Origin of the sequence: Pseudomonas sp. S34 (assembly GCF_009866745.1) — a bacterium.
In the GTDB taxonomy this organism is placed as follows: domain Bacteria; phylum Pseudomonadota; class Gammaproteobacteria; order Pseudomonadales; family Pseudomonadaceae; genus Aquipseudomonas; species Aquipseudomonas jessenii.
In genome coordinates this window covers 4,563,082-4,576,418 of sequence record NZ_CP019398.1, presented here as the reverse complement: position 1 = coordinate 4,576,418, position 13,337 = coordinate 4,563,082, and the positions used below count along the sequence as shown (strand labels likewise).

Annotated in this window: 13 protein-coding genes; 8 read left to right on the top strand and 5 right to left on the bottom strand. The window is 61.0% G+C overall.

Going from position 1 to position 13,337, the window contains the following annotated elements; all coding sequences use genetic code 11:
• Window positions 1-34 precede the first annotated feature (34 nt).
• Both PspS34_RS20300 and PspS34_RS20295 read left to right on the top strand, forming a co-directional pair.
• Window positions 35-2,686 carry a sensor histidine kinase KdpD gene (locus PspS34_RS20300; RefSeq protein ID WP_159390291.1) on the top strand — a complete coding sequence of 884 codons (2,652 nt, stop codon included), beginning with the start codon at window positions 35-37 and terminating at the stop codon, window positions 2,684-2,686.
• A 48-nt stretch (window positions 2,687-2,734) separates the two neighbouring features.
• Window positions 2,735-3,433 carry a response regulator gene (locus tag PspS34_RS20295; protein WP_159390290.1) on the top strand — a complete coding sequence of 233 codons (699 nt, stop codon included), beginning with the start codon at window positions 2,735-2,737 and terminating at the stop codon, window positions 3,431-3,433.
• A 152-nt stretch (window positions 3,434-3,585) separates the two neighbouring features.
• On the opposite strand, the gene PspS34_RS20290 is transcribed toward PspS34_RS20295, so the two are convergent.
• On the bottom strand, window positions 3,586-4,623 hold the full coding sequence (locus PspS34_RS20290; RefSeq protein ID WP_154910829.1) for a patatin-like phospholipase family protein: 1,038 nt from the start codon (window positions 4,621-4,623) through the stop codon (window positions 3,586-3,588).
• 219 nt (window positions 4,624-4,842) lie between these two features.
• On the opposite strand from PspS34_RS20290, the gene PspS34_RS20285 reads away from it, so the two are divergent.
• The 3 genes from PspS34_RS20285 to PspS34_RS20275 all read left to right on the top strand — a co-directional run bounded on the left by PspS34_RS20285 (window position 4,843) and on the right by PspS34_RS20275 (window position 7,001).
• Window positions 4,843-5,121: a hypothetical protein gene (locus tag PspS34_RS20285; RefSeq protein ID WP_159390289.1), complete on the top strand. Its 279-nt coding sequence runs from the start codon at window positions 4,843-4,845 to the stop codon at window positions 5,119-5,121.
• A 92-nt stretch (window positions 5,122-5,213) separates the two neighbouring features.
• Window positions 5,214-5,972, top strand: coding sequence for a CHAD domain-containing protein (locus PspS34_RS20280; protein ID WP_154860257.1), 759 nt, complete (start codon window positions 5,214-5,216; stop codon window positions 5,970-5,972).
• 231 nt (window positions 5,973-6,203) lie between these two features.
• Window positions 6,204-7,001, top strand: coding sequence for an acyl-CoA thioesterase domain-containing protein (locus PspS34_RS20275; protein ID WP_159390288.1), 798 nt, complete (start codon window positions 6,204-6,206; stop codon window positions 6,999-7,001).
• On the opposite strand, the gene PspS34_RS20270 is transcribed toward PspS34_RS20275, so the two are convergent.
• The 3 genes from PspS34_RS20270 to PspS34_RS20260 form a co-directional block, all read right to left on the bottom strand.
• On the bottom strand, window positions 7,002-7,367 hold the full coding sequence (locus tag PspS34_RS20270) for an Mpo1-like protein (protein WP_057713798.1): 366 nt from the start codon (window positions 7,365-7,367) through the stop codon (window positions 7,002-7,004). It abuts the gene before it with no gap.
• A 221-nt stretch (window positions 7,368-7,588) separates the two neighbouring features.
• Window positions 7,589-9,070, bottom strand: a complete 1,482-nt coding sequence (locus PspS34_RS20265) for a methyl-accepting chemotaxis protein (protein WP_159390287.1) — start codon at window positions 9,068-9,070, stop codon at window positions 7,589-7,591.
• Window positions 9,071-9,258: 188 nt separating this feature from the next.
• Entirely contained in the window at window positions 9,259-10,068 is an 810-nt protein-coding gene (locus PspS34_RS20260) for a TatD family hydrolase (RefSeq protein WP_159390286.1), read from the bottom strand.
• Window positions 10,069-10,305: 237 nt separating this feature from the next.
• Here PspS34_RS20260 and PspS34_RS20255 point away from each other — a divergent pair, with 237 nt between their 5' ends.
• The 3 genes from PspS34_RS20255 (at window position 10,306) to PspS34_RS20245 (ending at window position 12,821) form a co-directional block, all read left to right on the top strand.
• Window positions 10,306-11,727, top strand: a complete 1,422-nt coding sequence (locus PspS34_RS20255) for a transglycosylase SLT domain-containing protein (RefSeq protein ID WP_159390285.1) — start codon at window positions 10,306-10,308, stop codon at window positions 11,725-11,727.
• 103 nt (window positions 11,728-11,830) lie between these two features.
• Window positions 11,831-12,265, top strand: coding sequence for a DoxX family protein (locus tag PspS34_RS20250; protein ID WP_008049052.1), 435 nt, complete (start codon window positions 11,831-11,833; stop codon window positions 12,263-12,265).
• Window positions 12,266-12,512: 247 nt separating this feature from the next.
• Window positions 12,513-12,821 (top strand): class I SAM-dependent methyltransferase, encoded by a 309-nt coding sequence (locus PspS34_RS20245; RefSeq protein WP_150812277.1) that lies wholly within the window; start codon window positions 12,513-12,515, stop codon window positions 12,819-12,821.
• Window positions 12,822-12,824: 3 nt separating this feature from the next.
• On the opposite strand, the gene greB is transcribed toward PspS34_RS20245, so the two are convergent.
• Window positions 12,825-13,322 carry a transcription elongation factor GreB gene (gene greB / locus PspS34_RS20240; protein WP_057713804.1) on the bottom strand — a complete coding sequence of 166 codons (498 nt, stop codon included), beginning with the start codon at window positions 13,320-13,322 and terminating at the stop codon, window positions 12,825-12,827.
• Window positions 13,323-13,337: the final 15 nt, after the last annotated feature.

Sequence of the window (13,337 nt, the reverse complement as noted above, 5' to 3'; positions counted from 1 at the left end):
CTACATCAATCCCGGTAAAAAGAGATCCCCAAGCATGAGCAACTCCGGCCGCGCCGACGCGCTGTTAGCAGACCTGCCCCGCGATGGCCGTGGCCGGCTCAAGGTCTTTCTCGGCGCCGCGCCGGGGGTGGGCAAGACCTACGCCATGTTGCAAGCGGCCCACACCCAGTTGCGCCAAGGGGTGAAAGTCATTGCCGGCGTCGTCGAAACCCACGGCCGGGCCGAAACTGAAGCACTGCTCGGCGGCTTGTCGCAGCAGCCGTTGGTACGCTCCGAATACCGTGGCGTGTTGCTCGAAGAAATGGACCTCGACGGTCTGCTCCTCGCCAAACCCAAGCTGGTGCTGGTCGACGAACTGGCGCACACCAACGCACCCGGCAGTCGTCACGAAAAACGCTGGCAGGACATTCAGGAACTGCTCGCCGCCGGCATCGATGTGTACACCACGGTCAACGTCCAGCATCTGGAAAGCCTCAACGATCAGGTGCGCGGCATCACCGGCGTGCAGGTCCGCGAAACCCTGCCGGACTGGGTATTGCAGGAAGCCTACGAACTGCTGCTGATCGACTTGCCACCACGGGAACTGCTGGAGCGATTGCGCGATGGCAAGGTCTATGTGCCGGAGCAGGCGCGGGCGGCCATCGATGCGTTCTTTTCCCAGACCAACCTGACGGCCCTGCGCGAACTGGCGATGCAAACCGCGGCGGCTCAAGTCGATAACGATCTGGCCCAAGGGTATCGTCAGTTGGGGCAAGCGGCGCCGGCCGTGCGCGGGCGTTTGCTGGTAGGGGTCGACGGCGATGCCCAGGCCGAGCGCCTGGTGCGTCATGCCAGTCGCGTGGCCCAGCGGCGGCACCTGCCCTGGAGCCTGGTGCACGTGGACAACGGCAGCGTGCGTGACGAGCAGTTCCGCCTGCGTCTGCAAAGCGCCCAGCAACTGGCCGAGCGCCTCGGCGGCGAAGTGGTGTTGCTGCGCGCCGGTGAAGTGGCGAAAACCCTGATCCAGCATGCCGCCGAACGCCGCGCCAGCCTGGTGCTGGTGGGCCAGTCCCGGCCGCGTTTGCGCCGACGTCTGTTCGGTGGCGGGCTGGCGGCGCGTCTGCTGCGTAATGCGCGCGGGCTGGAAATCAACGTTCTCGACAGCGATCACCAACCGCATCAACCCCATCGGCGGTCGATGCATTCACTGGTCTGGTTCGACTACGCATTGGCCGTGGTGGCGACGATTCTGGCCAGCGCTCTGGCCTGGGCCGTGGCGAGCGTACTGCCACTGCCGAACATCTCCCTGGTGTTCCTTGCGGCGGTATTGCTGGTGGCGGTGCGCAGCAGTCTCGGGCCGGCGCTGGCCTGTGCGGTGCTGTCGTTCCTGACCTATGACTTCCTGTTCATTCCGCCGAATTTCTCTTTCAGCATCCAGCGCGAAGAAGACGTGCTGACCTTGCTGTTTTTCCTGCTGATGGCGGCCCTCACCGGCAACCTTGCGGCGCGCCAGCGCAGGCAATTGCAGGCACTGCGCGATACCCAGGAAGAGACCACCGAACTGCTCGACCTGTCACGCAAACTGACCGCCGCCACCGACCGCCAGGCCGTGGTCAGCGCGGCTGCCCAGCACCTCAACGGTTGGAGCGACGTGCAACTGTGCCTGCTCAATCGCGACGGGCAAAACGGCTGGAAAGTCGAAACCGGTGGCCCCCTGGAGTTCACCGAAGCTGAGCGCGCCGCCGCCGATTGGGCCTGGCAGCACGATCAACCCGCGGGTGCGGGCACCGGCACCTTGCCGTTCGGTCGCTGGTGGTGGTGGTCATTGTCGGTGGAAGACGGCCCGCTGGCGTTGCTTGGCGTGTGCGCCAGGGAAGGCCAGGCCCTGAGCGGCCAACGCCGACGCTTGTTGACCGCGCTGACCCAACCGCTGGCCCAGGCGCTGGCCCGGGCGCAACTGGCCGATGATCTGGAAGCGGCGCGGCTGCACGGCGAAACCGAGCAACTGCGCAGCGCCTTGCTGGCTTCGGTGTCCCACGATTTACGCACACCGTTGACATCCATGCGCGGCAGTATCGATAGCCTGCTGGCCCTGGGTGAAGCGATCCCGCTGGAGGATCGACGTGAACTGCTCGAAGGCACCCGCGATGAAGCCGAGCGCCTGGACCGGTACATTCAAAACCTGCTCGACATGACCCGGCTCGGCCACGGCGCCCTGAAGCTGGCGCGGGACTGGGTATCGCCGGCAGACATCGTCGGCAGTGCGCTCAACCGTCTGCGGACAGTCCTTGCGCCGTTGCAGGTCAGCACCGACGTGCCGGCCGAGTTACCGTTGCTTTATGTGCATGCCGCGCTGATCGAACAGGCGCTGATCAACGTGCTGGAAAACGCCGCGCGGTTTTCGCCGTCCCACGGGCGTTTGCAATTGTGCGCAGGGGCTGATGACAGTGAGCTGTTTTTCTCGGTCAGCGACGAGGGGCCGGGGATTCCGGAGGAGGATCGGGCGAAGATTTTCGACATGTTCTACACCGCGGCGCGGGGTGATCGCGGCGGGCAGGGTACCGGGCTGGGGCTGGCGATTTGTCAGGGCATGGTCGGTGCCCATGGCGGGCATATCAGCGTCGCCGACGGCATCGAGGGGCGCGGCACCTGCATCACGTTGCACCTGCCGCTACAGGCTCAGCCGGGATACGAAAGTGAAGCCTGATCGCGCTTGCGCTACTCTCTTGCCACTTCTTTGTGTTGATGTGAATTCATGAGCCAGACCGCGACCATTTTGGTCATTGACGACGAACCGCAGATCCGTAAATTCCTGCGCATCAGCCTCGCTTCCCAGGGCTACAAAGTGCTGGAGGCGGGCACCGGCAGTGAAGGATTGGCGCAAGCTGCGTTGAACAAACCGGACTTGCTGGTGCTCGATCTCGGCTTGCCGGACATGGACGGCCAACAGGTATTGCGCGATTTTCGCGAATGGTCGACGGTGCCGGTACTGGTGCTCTCCGTGCGCGCCAGTGAAGGGCAGAAAGTCGAGGCCCTGGATGGCGGCGCCAATGACTATGTGACCAAGCCATTCGGCATTCAGGAGTTCCTGGCGCGGATCCGTGCGTTATTGCGCCAGGCGCCCGCAGGCGAGGTGCAACAAGCGGAGCTGAACTTCGGTCCGTTGACGGTCGACCTGGCGTATCGCCGGGTGCTGCTCGACGATGTTGAAGTCGCGCTGACTCGCAAGGAGTACGCCGTGCTGGCGCAACTGGCGAGGCATCCCGGGCGGGTGATCACCCAGCAGCAATTGCTCAAGGACATCTGGGGGCCGACCCATACCGAAGACACTCACTACCTGCGCATCGTGGTCGGGCATTTGCGCCAGAAACTGGCGGATGACCCGACCCGGCCACGGTTCATCGTCACTGAGGCTGGGGTGGGGTATCGGTTGTTGAGTGAAGGCAGCCTTTAGATCTTCGTTGCCTGATCTGACGTCATCGCGAGCAAGCTCGCTCCCACATGGGATCCTGGTCAGACACACATTTTGTGAACGCCAAAGATCCACTGTGGGAGCGAGCTTGCTCGCGATGAGGCCCTTGCATTCAATCGAGAGTTTTCAGACGTTCAGTTCTGCTCATTCTCATACCGGTCCAGCGTATCCCGCGCAATCTCCCGTCCCAGCGCGATCAACTCCGGCGCCTTGTAGAACTCGAAAAACCGACACACGCGCTTGGGCACGTTGATCAGGATGTCCGGCGGATACCCGGCAATCTTGTACTGTGCCAGCGACGTCTGCATCACCTCGAAACTCTGGTTGATCAAATCCAGCAAGGACGCCGGCCCGACGTTGTCGATGATGAACGAACCGGTGGCGGAGCGGGGGGCGCCACTGGTTTCCGGAGCGGCCGCGGGTTGCTGCGCCTGGGGCTCGGCGGATTCGATCCACGGGTTGAGTTCCGCACCTTCGGCCTTCAAGGCTTCCTGTTCCAGAATCAACAATTGCTCGGCTTGCTTGCGCCGGAACGGCAACTTCGAGCCGACGGAGTTGATCAGGCTGTCGAAGCGGGTCTTGAAGGCGGCGGGACGCTGGATGACCGGCAATTGATAGTGGCGCTGGTTGGTGGAGTTGAGGTTGACCGCGATGATCAAGTCGCAATGGCTCGACACCACCGGCACGATCGGCAGCGGGTTGAGAATGCCGCCGTCCACCAGCATGCGGTTGCCTTGCATCACCGGGGTAAACAGGCTGGGAATCGCTGCCGAGGCGCGCATGGCCTGATGCAGGCAACCTTCCTGGAACCAGATTTCCTGCTGGTTGGTCAGGTCGGTGGCAACCGCGGTGTAGGGGATGCGCAAATCTTCGATGTTGATCTCGCCGACGATCTTGCGGATCTGTCCGAAGACTTTCTCGCCACGGATCGCGCCCAGACGAAAACTGACGTCCACCAGGCGCAACACGTCGAGATAATCCAGGCTCTCGATCCAGTCGCGGTAGTCATTGAGTTTGCCGGCGGCGTAGATCCCGCCCACCACCGCGCCCATGGAGCATCCGGCGATACAGGCAATGTCATAGCCGCGCCGTTCGATCTCTTCAATGACACCGATATGTGCATAACCCCGGGCTCCACCCGAGCCCAATACCAGTGCGACACGCTTTTTCATGGATCGCCCTCGTTTGAATGATTCAACAATGCACCCATCGAGGGCCATGCTTCAATCGCCATGGTCGTTCGAGGGGACAAGAGCGTCGTATTTTCGACACTCCATGGCGGCACATGGTTATTCTTGTCGGCGCTATAGTTGCACGGCGACCAACGGCACTTTTCAGGTGCCACAACGTCTTACCTGCATGACTGTTGACCTATTTTTGAGGAGTGAGTGATGAAAGCCTGGATCTGCGTGCCATTGATTGCCCTGGCGCTGGCCGGTTGTGCCGGCAAAACCGCTTATCGCGACCGCTGCGGTAGTAACCTGGATGCGGCATGGCATGAACTGGACCTGGCCAAAGCCGAAGGTTTCGCCGGGACCGTCAGCTACTCCAAGGCCCTGTCGCTGTTGACCGCGGCCAAGACCCAGCAGCAATTCGAGGGGTTCGAAGGCTGTACCAAGAAAGCCGAGAAGGCTCGCTTCTATATTCGTGAATCGCGCGCAGGGCGTTAAAAGCAAAAGCGGTGACAAGCTCTAAACTGCAAGAGTCTTCGAGCTTGCAGCCTGGAGCTTGCAACCTGGCGCTGTTTACGGAGTAAACCCCCATGATCGATCGGTTGGTGGCTCAGGTTCTGGGCCTGGAAGTTCGTCTGCTGGCCTGTCAGGCCCGCTTGAAAGAGCGTACAGACCCTGAAGCGTTACATGATCTGCGTACAACCATGCGACGGTTACGCAGTCTGTTGCGACCCTTGCGCGGGTTGCCCGGCGTCGAACAACTGGAAGCGGCGGCCTCCCGGGTGGGCGATCTGACCACACCATTGCGTGATCGCGAAGTGCTGGCGGCGTACCTGCTCCAGCACCATCAACCCCAAGCCGCACAGTGGCGCATGGCGCAAATGGCCGAGGCTTACCCGGCCGTGGCGACCAGTCCCGAACTCGCGCAAATGCTGATCGTCCTCGATGCGTTTCCGCGTTTTCTGCGTGCCGCTCAGCGCCAGGGATTGCTCAAGGGCCTGCGCAAGCGCATCGAAAAACGCCTGGGCAAGCAATGGAAAAAACTCGACGAGGCACTGCACGATCCGACCCACGACCGTCATCGGCTGCGCCTGCTGATCAAGCGCGTGCGCTATGGCATCGATGCTTACCCCGAACTGGACCGTTTGCCGAAAGCGGCCATGCCCCGGCTGAAATCGGCCCAGGGGGCGCTGGGCGACTGGCACGATTGCGTGCAATGGCTGGCGATGGCTGAACGGGAAGCGGATTTGCAACCCTGTGTTGCCGTGTGGGAAGCCACTATGGCCGAGGCCGAAACCCGAGCGGACCGCGTTCTGGAAAAATTCAGCAAGGCCTGTTTCAAATCCTGAGACCACTCGAGATCCTTTGTGGGAGCGAGCTTGCTCGCGATGAGGTCGTGACATTCAACATTGATGTTGGCTGTCCGGGCGCTATCGCGAGCAGGCTCGCTCCTGCAGGTTACATGTCCGGCACGAGCCTTGTGCGACTTATCTGTCAGTCAATTTGGCCGGAATAGGCGATGTATCAACGTCGCCAGATGGTTAAGATCCCTTCATCTTTTTCCATTCCCAGAGGTTTTCATGCGTTTTTCCGAACTGCTCAACGCTGTCCGCAGCCAGCCGATGGAGCTGTCTATCCCGGCCTCATGGGCCCAGGGGCGAGCCAGTTTCGGTGGCCTGGTGGCCGCTTTGCAGTACGAAGCCATGCGCGCCCGGGTTCCGGCGGATCGACCGGTGCGTTCGTTGGCATTCACCTTTGTCGGCCCGGTTGAGCCCGAGGTGCCGGTCAGTTTTGACGTCGAGGTGCTGCGCGAAGGCAAGGCCGTCAGCCAAGTGCTGGGCCGGGTGATGCAGAAGGGCCAGGTGGTGACGTTGATCCAGGGCAGCTTCGGCGCCTCGCGACCTTCGGAAGTGGCGGTGGCCGCTGAACCGGCACCTGAAATGAAGCACTGGGACGAATGCCAGGAATTGCCTTTCGTCGAAGGCGTCATTCCGGAGTTCATGCGGCATCTGGCGATGCGCTGGAGTGTCGGCGGGCTGCCGTTCAGCGGTAGCACATCCCGGCAAATGGGTGGCTGGGTACGTTTGCGCGGCGACGTAAAGGAAGAGGCTATCGGCGAGGCGCATATCCTGGCGCTGGTGGACGCCTGGCCGCCGGCCCTGATGCCGTTTTTGAAGAAGCCGGCGATGGGCAGCACGCTGACCTGGACCATCGAATTCGTGCAGCCGCTGCTGGAACTGAGCACCCTGGACTGGTGCAAATACCTCGTCGAAACCGAATACGCCGCCGATGGCTACGGGCATGCCGCCGCAAAAATGTGGAGCGCGGATGGCCGGTTGATCGCCATGAGCCGGCAGACCGTGACTGTGTTCGCCTGATCAGTGACGGCGGTGGCGCTCACGCCAGGCGCGCCACCAGCCGCCGCTGAGGAAGAACCGTGGAAACGTCAGGAACTGCTCGACCAACAGGCGTGATACCGCATCCTTGCGATCACTGAAGGGTTCGGAGGCTTGGGTCTCCAGGTTGTGGCCGTGGCGTTGCAAGGCCAGCGCCGCAATCACACCGATTACGCCGATGGCGATATTTGCCAGGCTCAAGCTGAACACCCCGGTCACAATCAGCAGAAATGCCACGATGAACAGCGGCACCGCGATCAGGTGCAGCACCAGATTGGTCGGGTGCTGATGATTGTTCGGGTAGGCTCGCCATTGCCAGGCGGGTAGGTTGGGGTGACGTTTGCCCATGATGCCGATCCTCGATCCATGTTGAACACATGTGATTAAGAATAGGCCCGGTCTATGCTGGCGGCGAATCAAGGCTGGCTATTGGCTTGATAGGTGCCATGACTGGAATAGATGGTGCCAGTTCTGAAGCCTTCGCGAGCAAGCCCGTTCCTACATTTTGACCGTATTCCAATGAAAGAACGCGGTCACCTGTGGGAGCGGGCTTGCCCGCGAAGAGGCCCTCAAAGTTTGAGCTGACCTATCGCCTTGCTTAATTCCCCGGCCAACGCCGCCAGCTCATTGCTGGTGATCGCCGAAGTCACCGTCTGCTGCACCGTGTTCTCGGTCACGTCACGGATGCTCACCACCGCCCGGTTCATCTCCTCCGCCACCTGGCTCTGCTGCTCGGCCGCCACCGCGATCTGCGTGTTGCTTTCACGCATCTGCGCCACCGCTCCGGTGATCTCGGCCAATGCCGCGCCGGCCTCTTGGGCCTGTTGTACGCAGTCGTCGGCCTTGAACGAGCTCTCTTGCATGAAGTCCACGGCGTCCCGGGTGCCGGCCTGTAACGCCGAAACCATGAGGGTGATCTCATCCGTGGAGGTCTGCACGCGTTTGGCGAGGTTGCGTACTTCATCGGCGACTACCGCGAAACCGCGACCCATCTCGCCGGCCCGGGCCGCTTCGATGGCGGCGTTCAGCGCCAACAGGTTGGTTTGCTCGGCGATGCTGTGAATCACGTTGACCACGCCGTTGATTTTCTGGCTGTCCTCGGCCAGGCGTTGAATCATCTCGGCAGTCTGCTGGACGCCGGCGGACAGTCCGGCAATCGACCGCTGCACCCGTGTCACAACCGCCTGCCCGCTGCCGGCCAGGGTATCGGCCGATTGCGAAAGGTCACGGGTGGCACCGGCGTGTTGAGCGATGTGATAGACCGTGGCGGTCATTTCATTGATCGCTGTGGCGGCCTGATCGGTTTCGCTTTGCTGGCCCAGCATGCCGTGGCGCACTTCATTCATGCTGGCCGCCAGCCGTGCGGCACCGATGTCCAGTTGCCGGGCGGTGCTGGCGACGGTGTTGACCACCCGTTGATAACCGGCCTGCATGGCGTTGAAGGCGTTGGCCATTTGCCCGACTTCGTCGCTGCAAGCCAATGGCACGCGGGCCGACAGGTCGCCGGTTTTCTCCACGTGCAACATGACGTCTTTCAAGGTGTTTAGCTGGCTGAGCAGGAAGCGGATCAATAACTGCGATGCACCGAGCATTGCCAGCATCAGGATGAACACCGCCGACGCGTAGTTGGTGAAGCGCTCGCTGAACACCTGGCTCAGGCTCGGACCATGGGCAATCACGGCGACCTGCTGGCCGTCGGCACGCGAGAACACTTCGGCACCCATCAACGGATTGTCACCGAACAGCGGCATTGAGTTGATCTCGACCCAGCCGTTGGCATGGGTGAATTGCGGTATGGGTTGTCCATTGAGCGACGGCGCCTGTCCGCGATTGAACGTCAGCACGTTATCGGTCTCGGGCAGCGGTTGCCCGGCAGGCCAGGCGCCAAGCAATCGCGCCTGTGACTGAGCAGAAGCCCGGGATGCATGACTGCGGGCCTGTTGTTCGAGCTGCACGGCGTACAGCACCAGCAAAAGCGTGGTGATGAAGGCGACAGCGTTGACCGCCCAGAATTTGTATTTCAGCGAGATATTGCTAAGCCAGGCACCCATGGAGGTCTTCTCTGATAGCGGAAACAGTTTTGGCAAGGTGCCAGCATTGTGCCGCTACTCAGAAATTCGAACCTTGATACACGTCAATGTGGGAGCGGGCTTGCTCGCGAAAGCAGGGTATCAGTCGACATCAATGGTGTTTGATAGTCCCCCTTCGCGAGCAAGCCCGCTCCCACAAGGGGCAGTGTTTACAAGGCGATGGTGGGCAGCCGATAAAACGCTCGTGCGCAGGCTGTCGTGTGTGTCGCCAGATCCTCCTGGCTTTCCCCGCGATGCAGTGCCACTTCGCGCAGCACTTCGGTCAGGTACGCCGGCTCGTTTCGCCCGTTTTTCGGCTTGGGGCGCAGGCTGCGCGGCAGCAGATACGGTGCATCGCTTTCGAGCATCAGGCGTCCGCGCTTGATCTCCTTGACCAGTGGGTGCAAATGCGTGCCCCGGCGCTCGTCACAGATCCAGCCGGTAATGCCGATGTGCAAGTCCAGGTCGAGATAGCTGAACAGTGCCTTCTGCTCTCCAGTGAAGCAGTGCACTACGGCGGCCGGCAGTCGGTCGCGGAAGTCGCGCAGGATTTCCAGCAGACGCTGGCTGGCGTCGCGTTCGTGCAGAAAAACCGGCAGCTGCAATTCGACGGCCATGGCCAGGTGTTCTTCGAGGACCTTCTCCTGTTGCGGGCGCGGCGAGAAATCACGGTTGAAATCCAGCCCGCATTCGCCCACGGCCACCACATTCGGCTCCAAGAGCAAGCTGCGCAAACGTCGGGCGCTGTCGGCGTTCCAGTCGCTGGCGCAGTGAGGGTGAATGCCGGCGGTGGCGAACAGGCGCTGGGCGCTTTCGTCCAGTTGCTGGCACAGCTCAAGGGCCTGTTCACTGCCCTCGACACTGGTGCCGGTCAGCACCAGTTGGCACACGCCAGCCGCGTAGGCGCGGTCAAGTACGGCCTGGTGTTTGTTGGCAAAACTGGCGTTGGTCAGGTTGACGCCGATATCGATGAGTTGCATGGTGCTACCTCGGCCCAAAGGCCGGAAAGCATATCAGAGCCGTGGATTTATAAGAAAAACCAAGAACTACAACGGGTTAACGCTGTCTCTTGAGCCGCGGACCAGGCCTGGTTGGTAGTTTTGCCATCATTGTGCCAGTCTTTCGCACGTTGCCAGCGCCTTGGGCGCTCTGTTTTTGTCGCCGCGCTTGATGGTTTTGGTCATTGAAGCGGGCCTCATTTTCTTTCCGGAGAGTGGATGATTCGTCCCTCGGTTTTGCTACTGCTGTGTTGTTCGCTGCTACTGCCGATGACGGCGGTCGCGCGTCTGCCCGGGCCGCTGCAAGCCGTACCGGCCAGCAAGGTGCGCGATCTTGCGGAAATACGCAGCAGTCGTGTGCTGCGGGTGTTGGTCAACCAGAGCCGCAACAGTTCCGGTGAAGTCCAGGGGCAGGCGATCGGGGTCGAATACCATCGCCTGAAAGCGTTCGAGCAATACCTCAACGGCTACGCCCGTGACGGTCAGGAAATCACCCTCAAAATCATTCCCAAGGCCAAGGATCAACTGCTTGGCGCATTGCAGCGCGGGGAGGGCGATCTGGTGGCGCCAGGCGAGTTGCTCGATCTGCAACCCGGCTTCGCCGTCAGCACCAGTGAGCCGATTGCCAGCAACATCCCGTTGGTCCTGGTGGGCATCAAGGGCGAACGCCGCTACACCAGGCTTGAACAGCTTTCCGGCAAGACCCTGGCATTACCCGCAGGCAGCGCCGCCGGGGATGCCGTCAGCCAGATCAATCAAAAGCTCGCCTTGCACAAACTGCCACCGGTCACGATCGAATGGGTCGATCCGAGCCTTGCCGTCGAGGACGTACTGGAGATGGTGCAGGGCGGGATCTTCCACCTGACCATCGTCGAGCAACCGATCGCCGAACGCTGGGGCAAGATCCTGCCCAGGCTGCGTTTCGACAAACAGGTACTCGTCAGTGATCCGGGAGAGGAATTCTGGTTCGTGCGCCGTGATGCCTCGATGCTGCGGGCCAGCATTGATCGCTTCCTCACCGTCTACAAAAAACCATCGGATCAGGACGCCGCGTTCCTGCGGATCTATCGTCGTCTCTATCAAGTGCACTATCCACTGGCCAAGGCGGACCGACAGCGCCTGGAAAAACTTCGCCCAGTGTTGCAAAAACACGCCGACGCCCAGGGCATGGACTGGCTGAACCTGGCGGCGCTGGCCTTCAAGGAGTCATCCCTGCAACCCGCCGCCCGCAGTGGCGGTGGCCCCACCGGTCTGATGCAGATCACGCCTTCTGCGGCGCAGCGGGTGGGGGTCAACAATATTCAGGACCTTGATGGCAATGTGCAGGCCGGGGCCAAGTACCTGGCGATGATCCGGCGCAAATTCTTTGCCAGTCCGAAACTCAACGAGCGCGAACGCATGGCCTTCGTGCTGGCGGCCTACAACATCGGGCCGGAGCGGGTGCAAGGAATGCGCGCCGAAGCCCGCCGGCGAGGCTTGAATCCCAACCAGTGGTTCTTCCAGGTCGAACGCATTGCCATGGAGCAAGTGGGTATGGGGCCTGTCAGTTATGTTAATAGCGTGAACAAGTATTACTTGGCGTTCGACCGGGAGCGGGAGTCGTTGGAGCCCCAGGGGCAAAAGGTTGTCTCACGCAAATGATCAACAAATCTGATTGTTATTACGGGTTTTTTGCGCTTTTAGAATGTGAATTACTGATTAATATAGCGGCCAACCAACACACACTGACAAGGAATGAAACAGCATGAGCACACTGATCAATAAGGTACTGTCTACACGCGCTGGCTACGGCCTGACCGTTCTGCGCATCGTGGTCGGCATTATTTTCGCCGCTCACGGTTCGCAGAAGCTCTTCGGGGCATTCGGTGGCTATGGTCTGGCTGGAACCGCGCAGTACATGGAAAGCATCGGACTGACGCCGGGTTACCTGATGGCGGCACTGGCGGGCGGCACCGAATTCTTCGCAGGCCTGGCCCTGATCATCGGCTTGCTGGTTCGCCCGGCCGCACTGGGCCTGATCTTCCTGTCGCTGGTCGCGATTTTCTCGGTGCACATCAGCAACGGTCTGTTCATGGCCAACAACGGTTATGAGTTCGCCCTGGCGTTGCTCGGTGGCAGTATCGCGGTATTGATCGAAGGTGCGGGCAAGCTCTCGGCGGACCGTGCCATCGCCGGTTGACCGCTCTGGTTCAACGAAAAGGCCCGCATTGTGCGGGCCTTTTTTGTTGAGCGTCATTCTTGACACTGTCCAGTCAGCTTCTCTAGGATGTTGCTCATGCGCCGATTTAAACAGCTACTTGCGGGGCGCCAGGTGACTCATCCAGTTGCCGATAGAAGCCGGAACAGGCTTCGAAATACCGCTAAAGCGCTGGTTCGGTGTTGCCTCTCACCTGCCATGCAGACTTTTGAGGCAGAGACACGACACAATGAATGCACTAAACCCCGTTGTACGTCCCGCGCCGATCACGGCACACCTGACCCAGCGCAATCCAAAAATCCTGCTTGGCGGCAAACATCAGCCGACGCTCTTGCGTTATCTCGATGGCTGGCCACGTCGTACCGGCGGTCCCGCTGCCTTCCTGATCCAGTTTGTCGAAGACGGTGAGTCGCTCGCTCGTTTCGCCGATGACAGTTTCGATCTGGCAGTGATTCAGTCCCCCAGCCTCGAAGATGCGCCTGAAGTGATCCGGCAACTGACCCGCGTTGCCCGGCAAGGGCTGATTACCCGGCTTTAACGCTCACGGGTACTCGATTGCCACGATGTACACACACTGCTCACCCGTCGGTGTCTGGACCCGGACTTCGGCGTCCAGTGCCTTGCCGATCAATGCGCGGGCCAGGGGCGAGTCGATGCTGATCAGGCCCTGTTTGAGGTCCAGTTCATCCGGCCCGACAATGCGGTAGCGCGACTCTTTGCCATCCTCGTCCTCGATCGTGACCCAGGCGCCGAAATAGACCTTGTTCGGATCGCTGGGTTTTTCGCTGACAACCTTGAGCGCTTCCAGGCGTTTGGTGAGAAAACGCACGCGGCTGTCGATCTCTCGCAGCATCTTTTTGCCATAGGTGTATTCGGCGTTCTCCGAGCGATCACCCTGGGCCGCGGCTTCGCTGACAGCCTGGGTAACCTGGGGCCGACGTACATGCCACAACTCATGGAACTCGGCGCGCATCCGCGCTTCACCCTCGGGGGTGATCAGCGCGGTGCCAGCGGTGCGGGGAGGGCGGTAACGGCTCATGACAGCTTCTTGTGG

Excerpts from the sequence above, each read along its gene's own strand:
- PspS34_RS20300 (WP_159390291.1), top strand. The coding sequence starts at position 35 with ATGAGCAACTCCGGCCGCGCCGACGCGCTGTTAGCAGACCTGCCCCGC.
- PspS34_RS20295 (WP_159390290.1), top strand. The coding sequence starts at position 2,735 with ATGAGCCAGACCGCGACCATTTTGGTCATTGACGACGAACCGCAGATC.
- PspS34_RS20290 (WP_154910829.1), bottom strand. The coding sequence starts at position 4,623 with ATGAAAAAGCGTGTCGCACTGGTATTGGGCTCGGGTGGAGCCCGGGGT.
- PspS34_RS20285 (WP_159390289.1), top strand. The coding sequence starts at position 4,843 with ATGAAAGCCTGGATCTGCGTGCCATTGATTGCCCTGGCGCTGGCCGGT.
- PspS34_RS20280 (WP_154860257.1), top strand. The coding sequence starts at position 5,214 with ATGATCGATCGGTTGGTGGCTCAGGTTCTGGGCCTGGAAGTTCGTCTG.
- PspS34_RS20275 (WP_159390288.1), top strand. The coding sequence starts at position 6,204 with ATGCGTTTTTCCGAACTGCTCAACGCTGTCCGCAGCCAGCCGATGGAG.
- PspS34_RS20270 (WP_057713798.1), bottom strand. The coding sequence starts at position 7,367 with ATGGGCAAACGTCACCCCAACCTACCCGCCTGGCAATGGCGAGCCTAC.
- PspS34_RS20265 (WP_159390287.1), bottom strand. The coding sequence starts at position 9,070 with ATGGGTGCCTGGCTTAGCAATATCTCGCTGAAATACAAATTCTGGGCG.
- PspS34_RS20260 (WP_159390286.1), bottom strand. The coding sequence starts at position 10,068 with ATGCAACTCATCGATATCGGCGTCAACCTGACCAACGCCAGTTTTGCC.
- PspS34_RS20255 (WP_159390285.1), top strand. The coding sequence starts at position 10,306 with ATGATTCGTCCCTCGGTTTTGCTACTGCTGTGTTGTTCGCTGCTACTG.
- PspS34_RS20250 (WP_008049052.1), top strand. The coding sequence starts at position 11,831 with ATGAGCACACTGATCAATAAGGTACTGTCTACACGCGCTGGCTACGGC.
- PspS34_RS20245 (WP_150812277.1), top strand. The coding sequence starts at position 12,513 with ATGAATGCACTAAACCCCGTTGTACGTCCCGCGCCGATCACGGCACAC.
- greB (WP_057713804.1), bottom strand. The coding sequence starts at position 13,322 with ATGAGCCGTTACCGCCCTCCCCGCACCGCTGGCACCGCGCTGATCACC.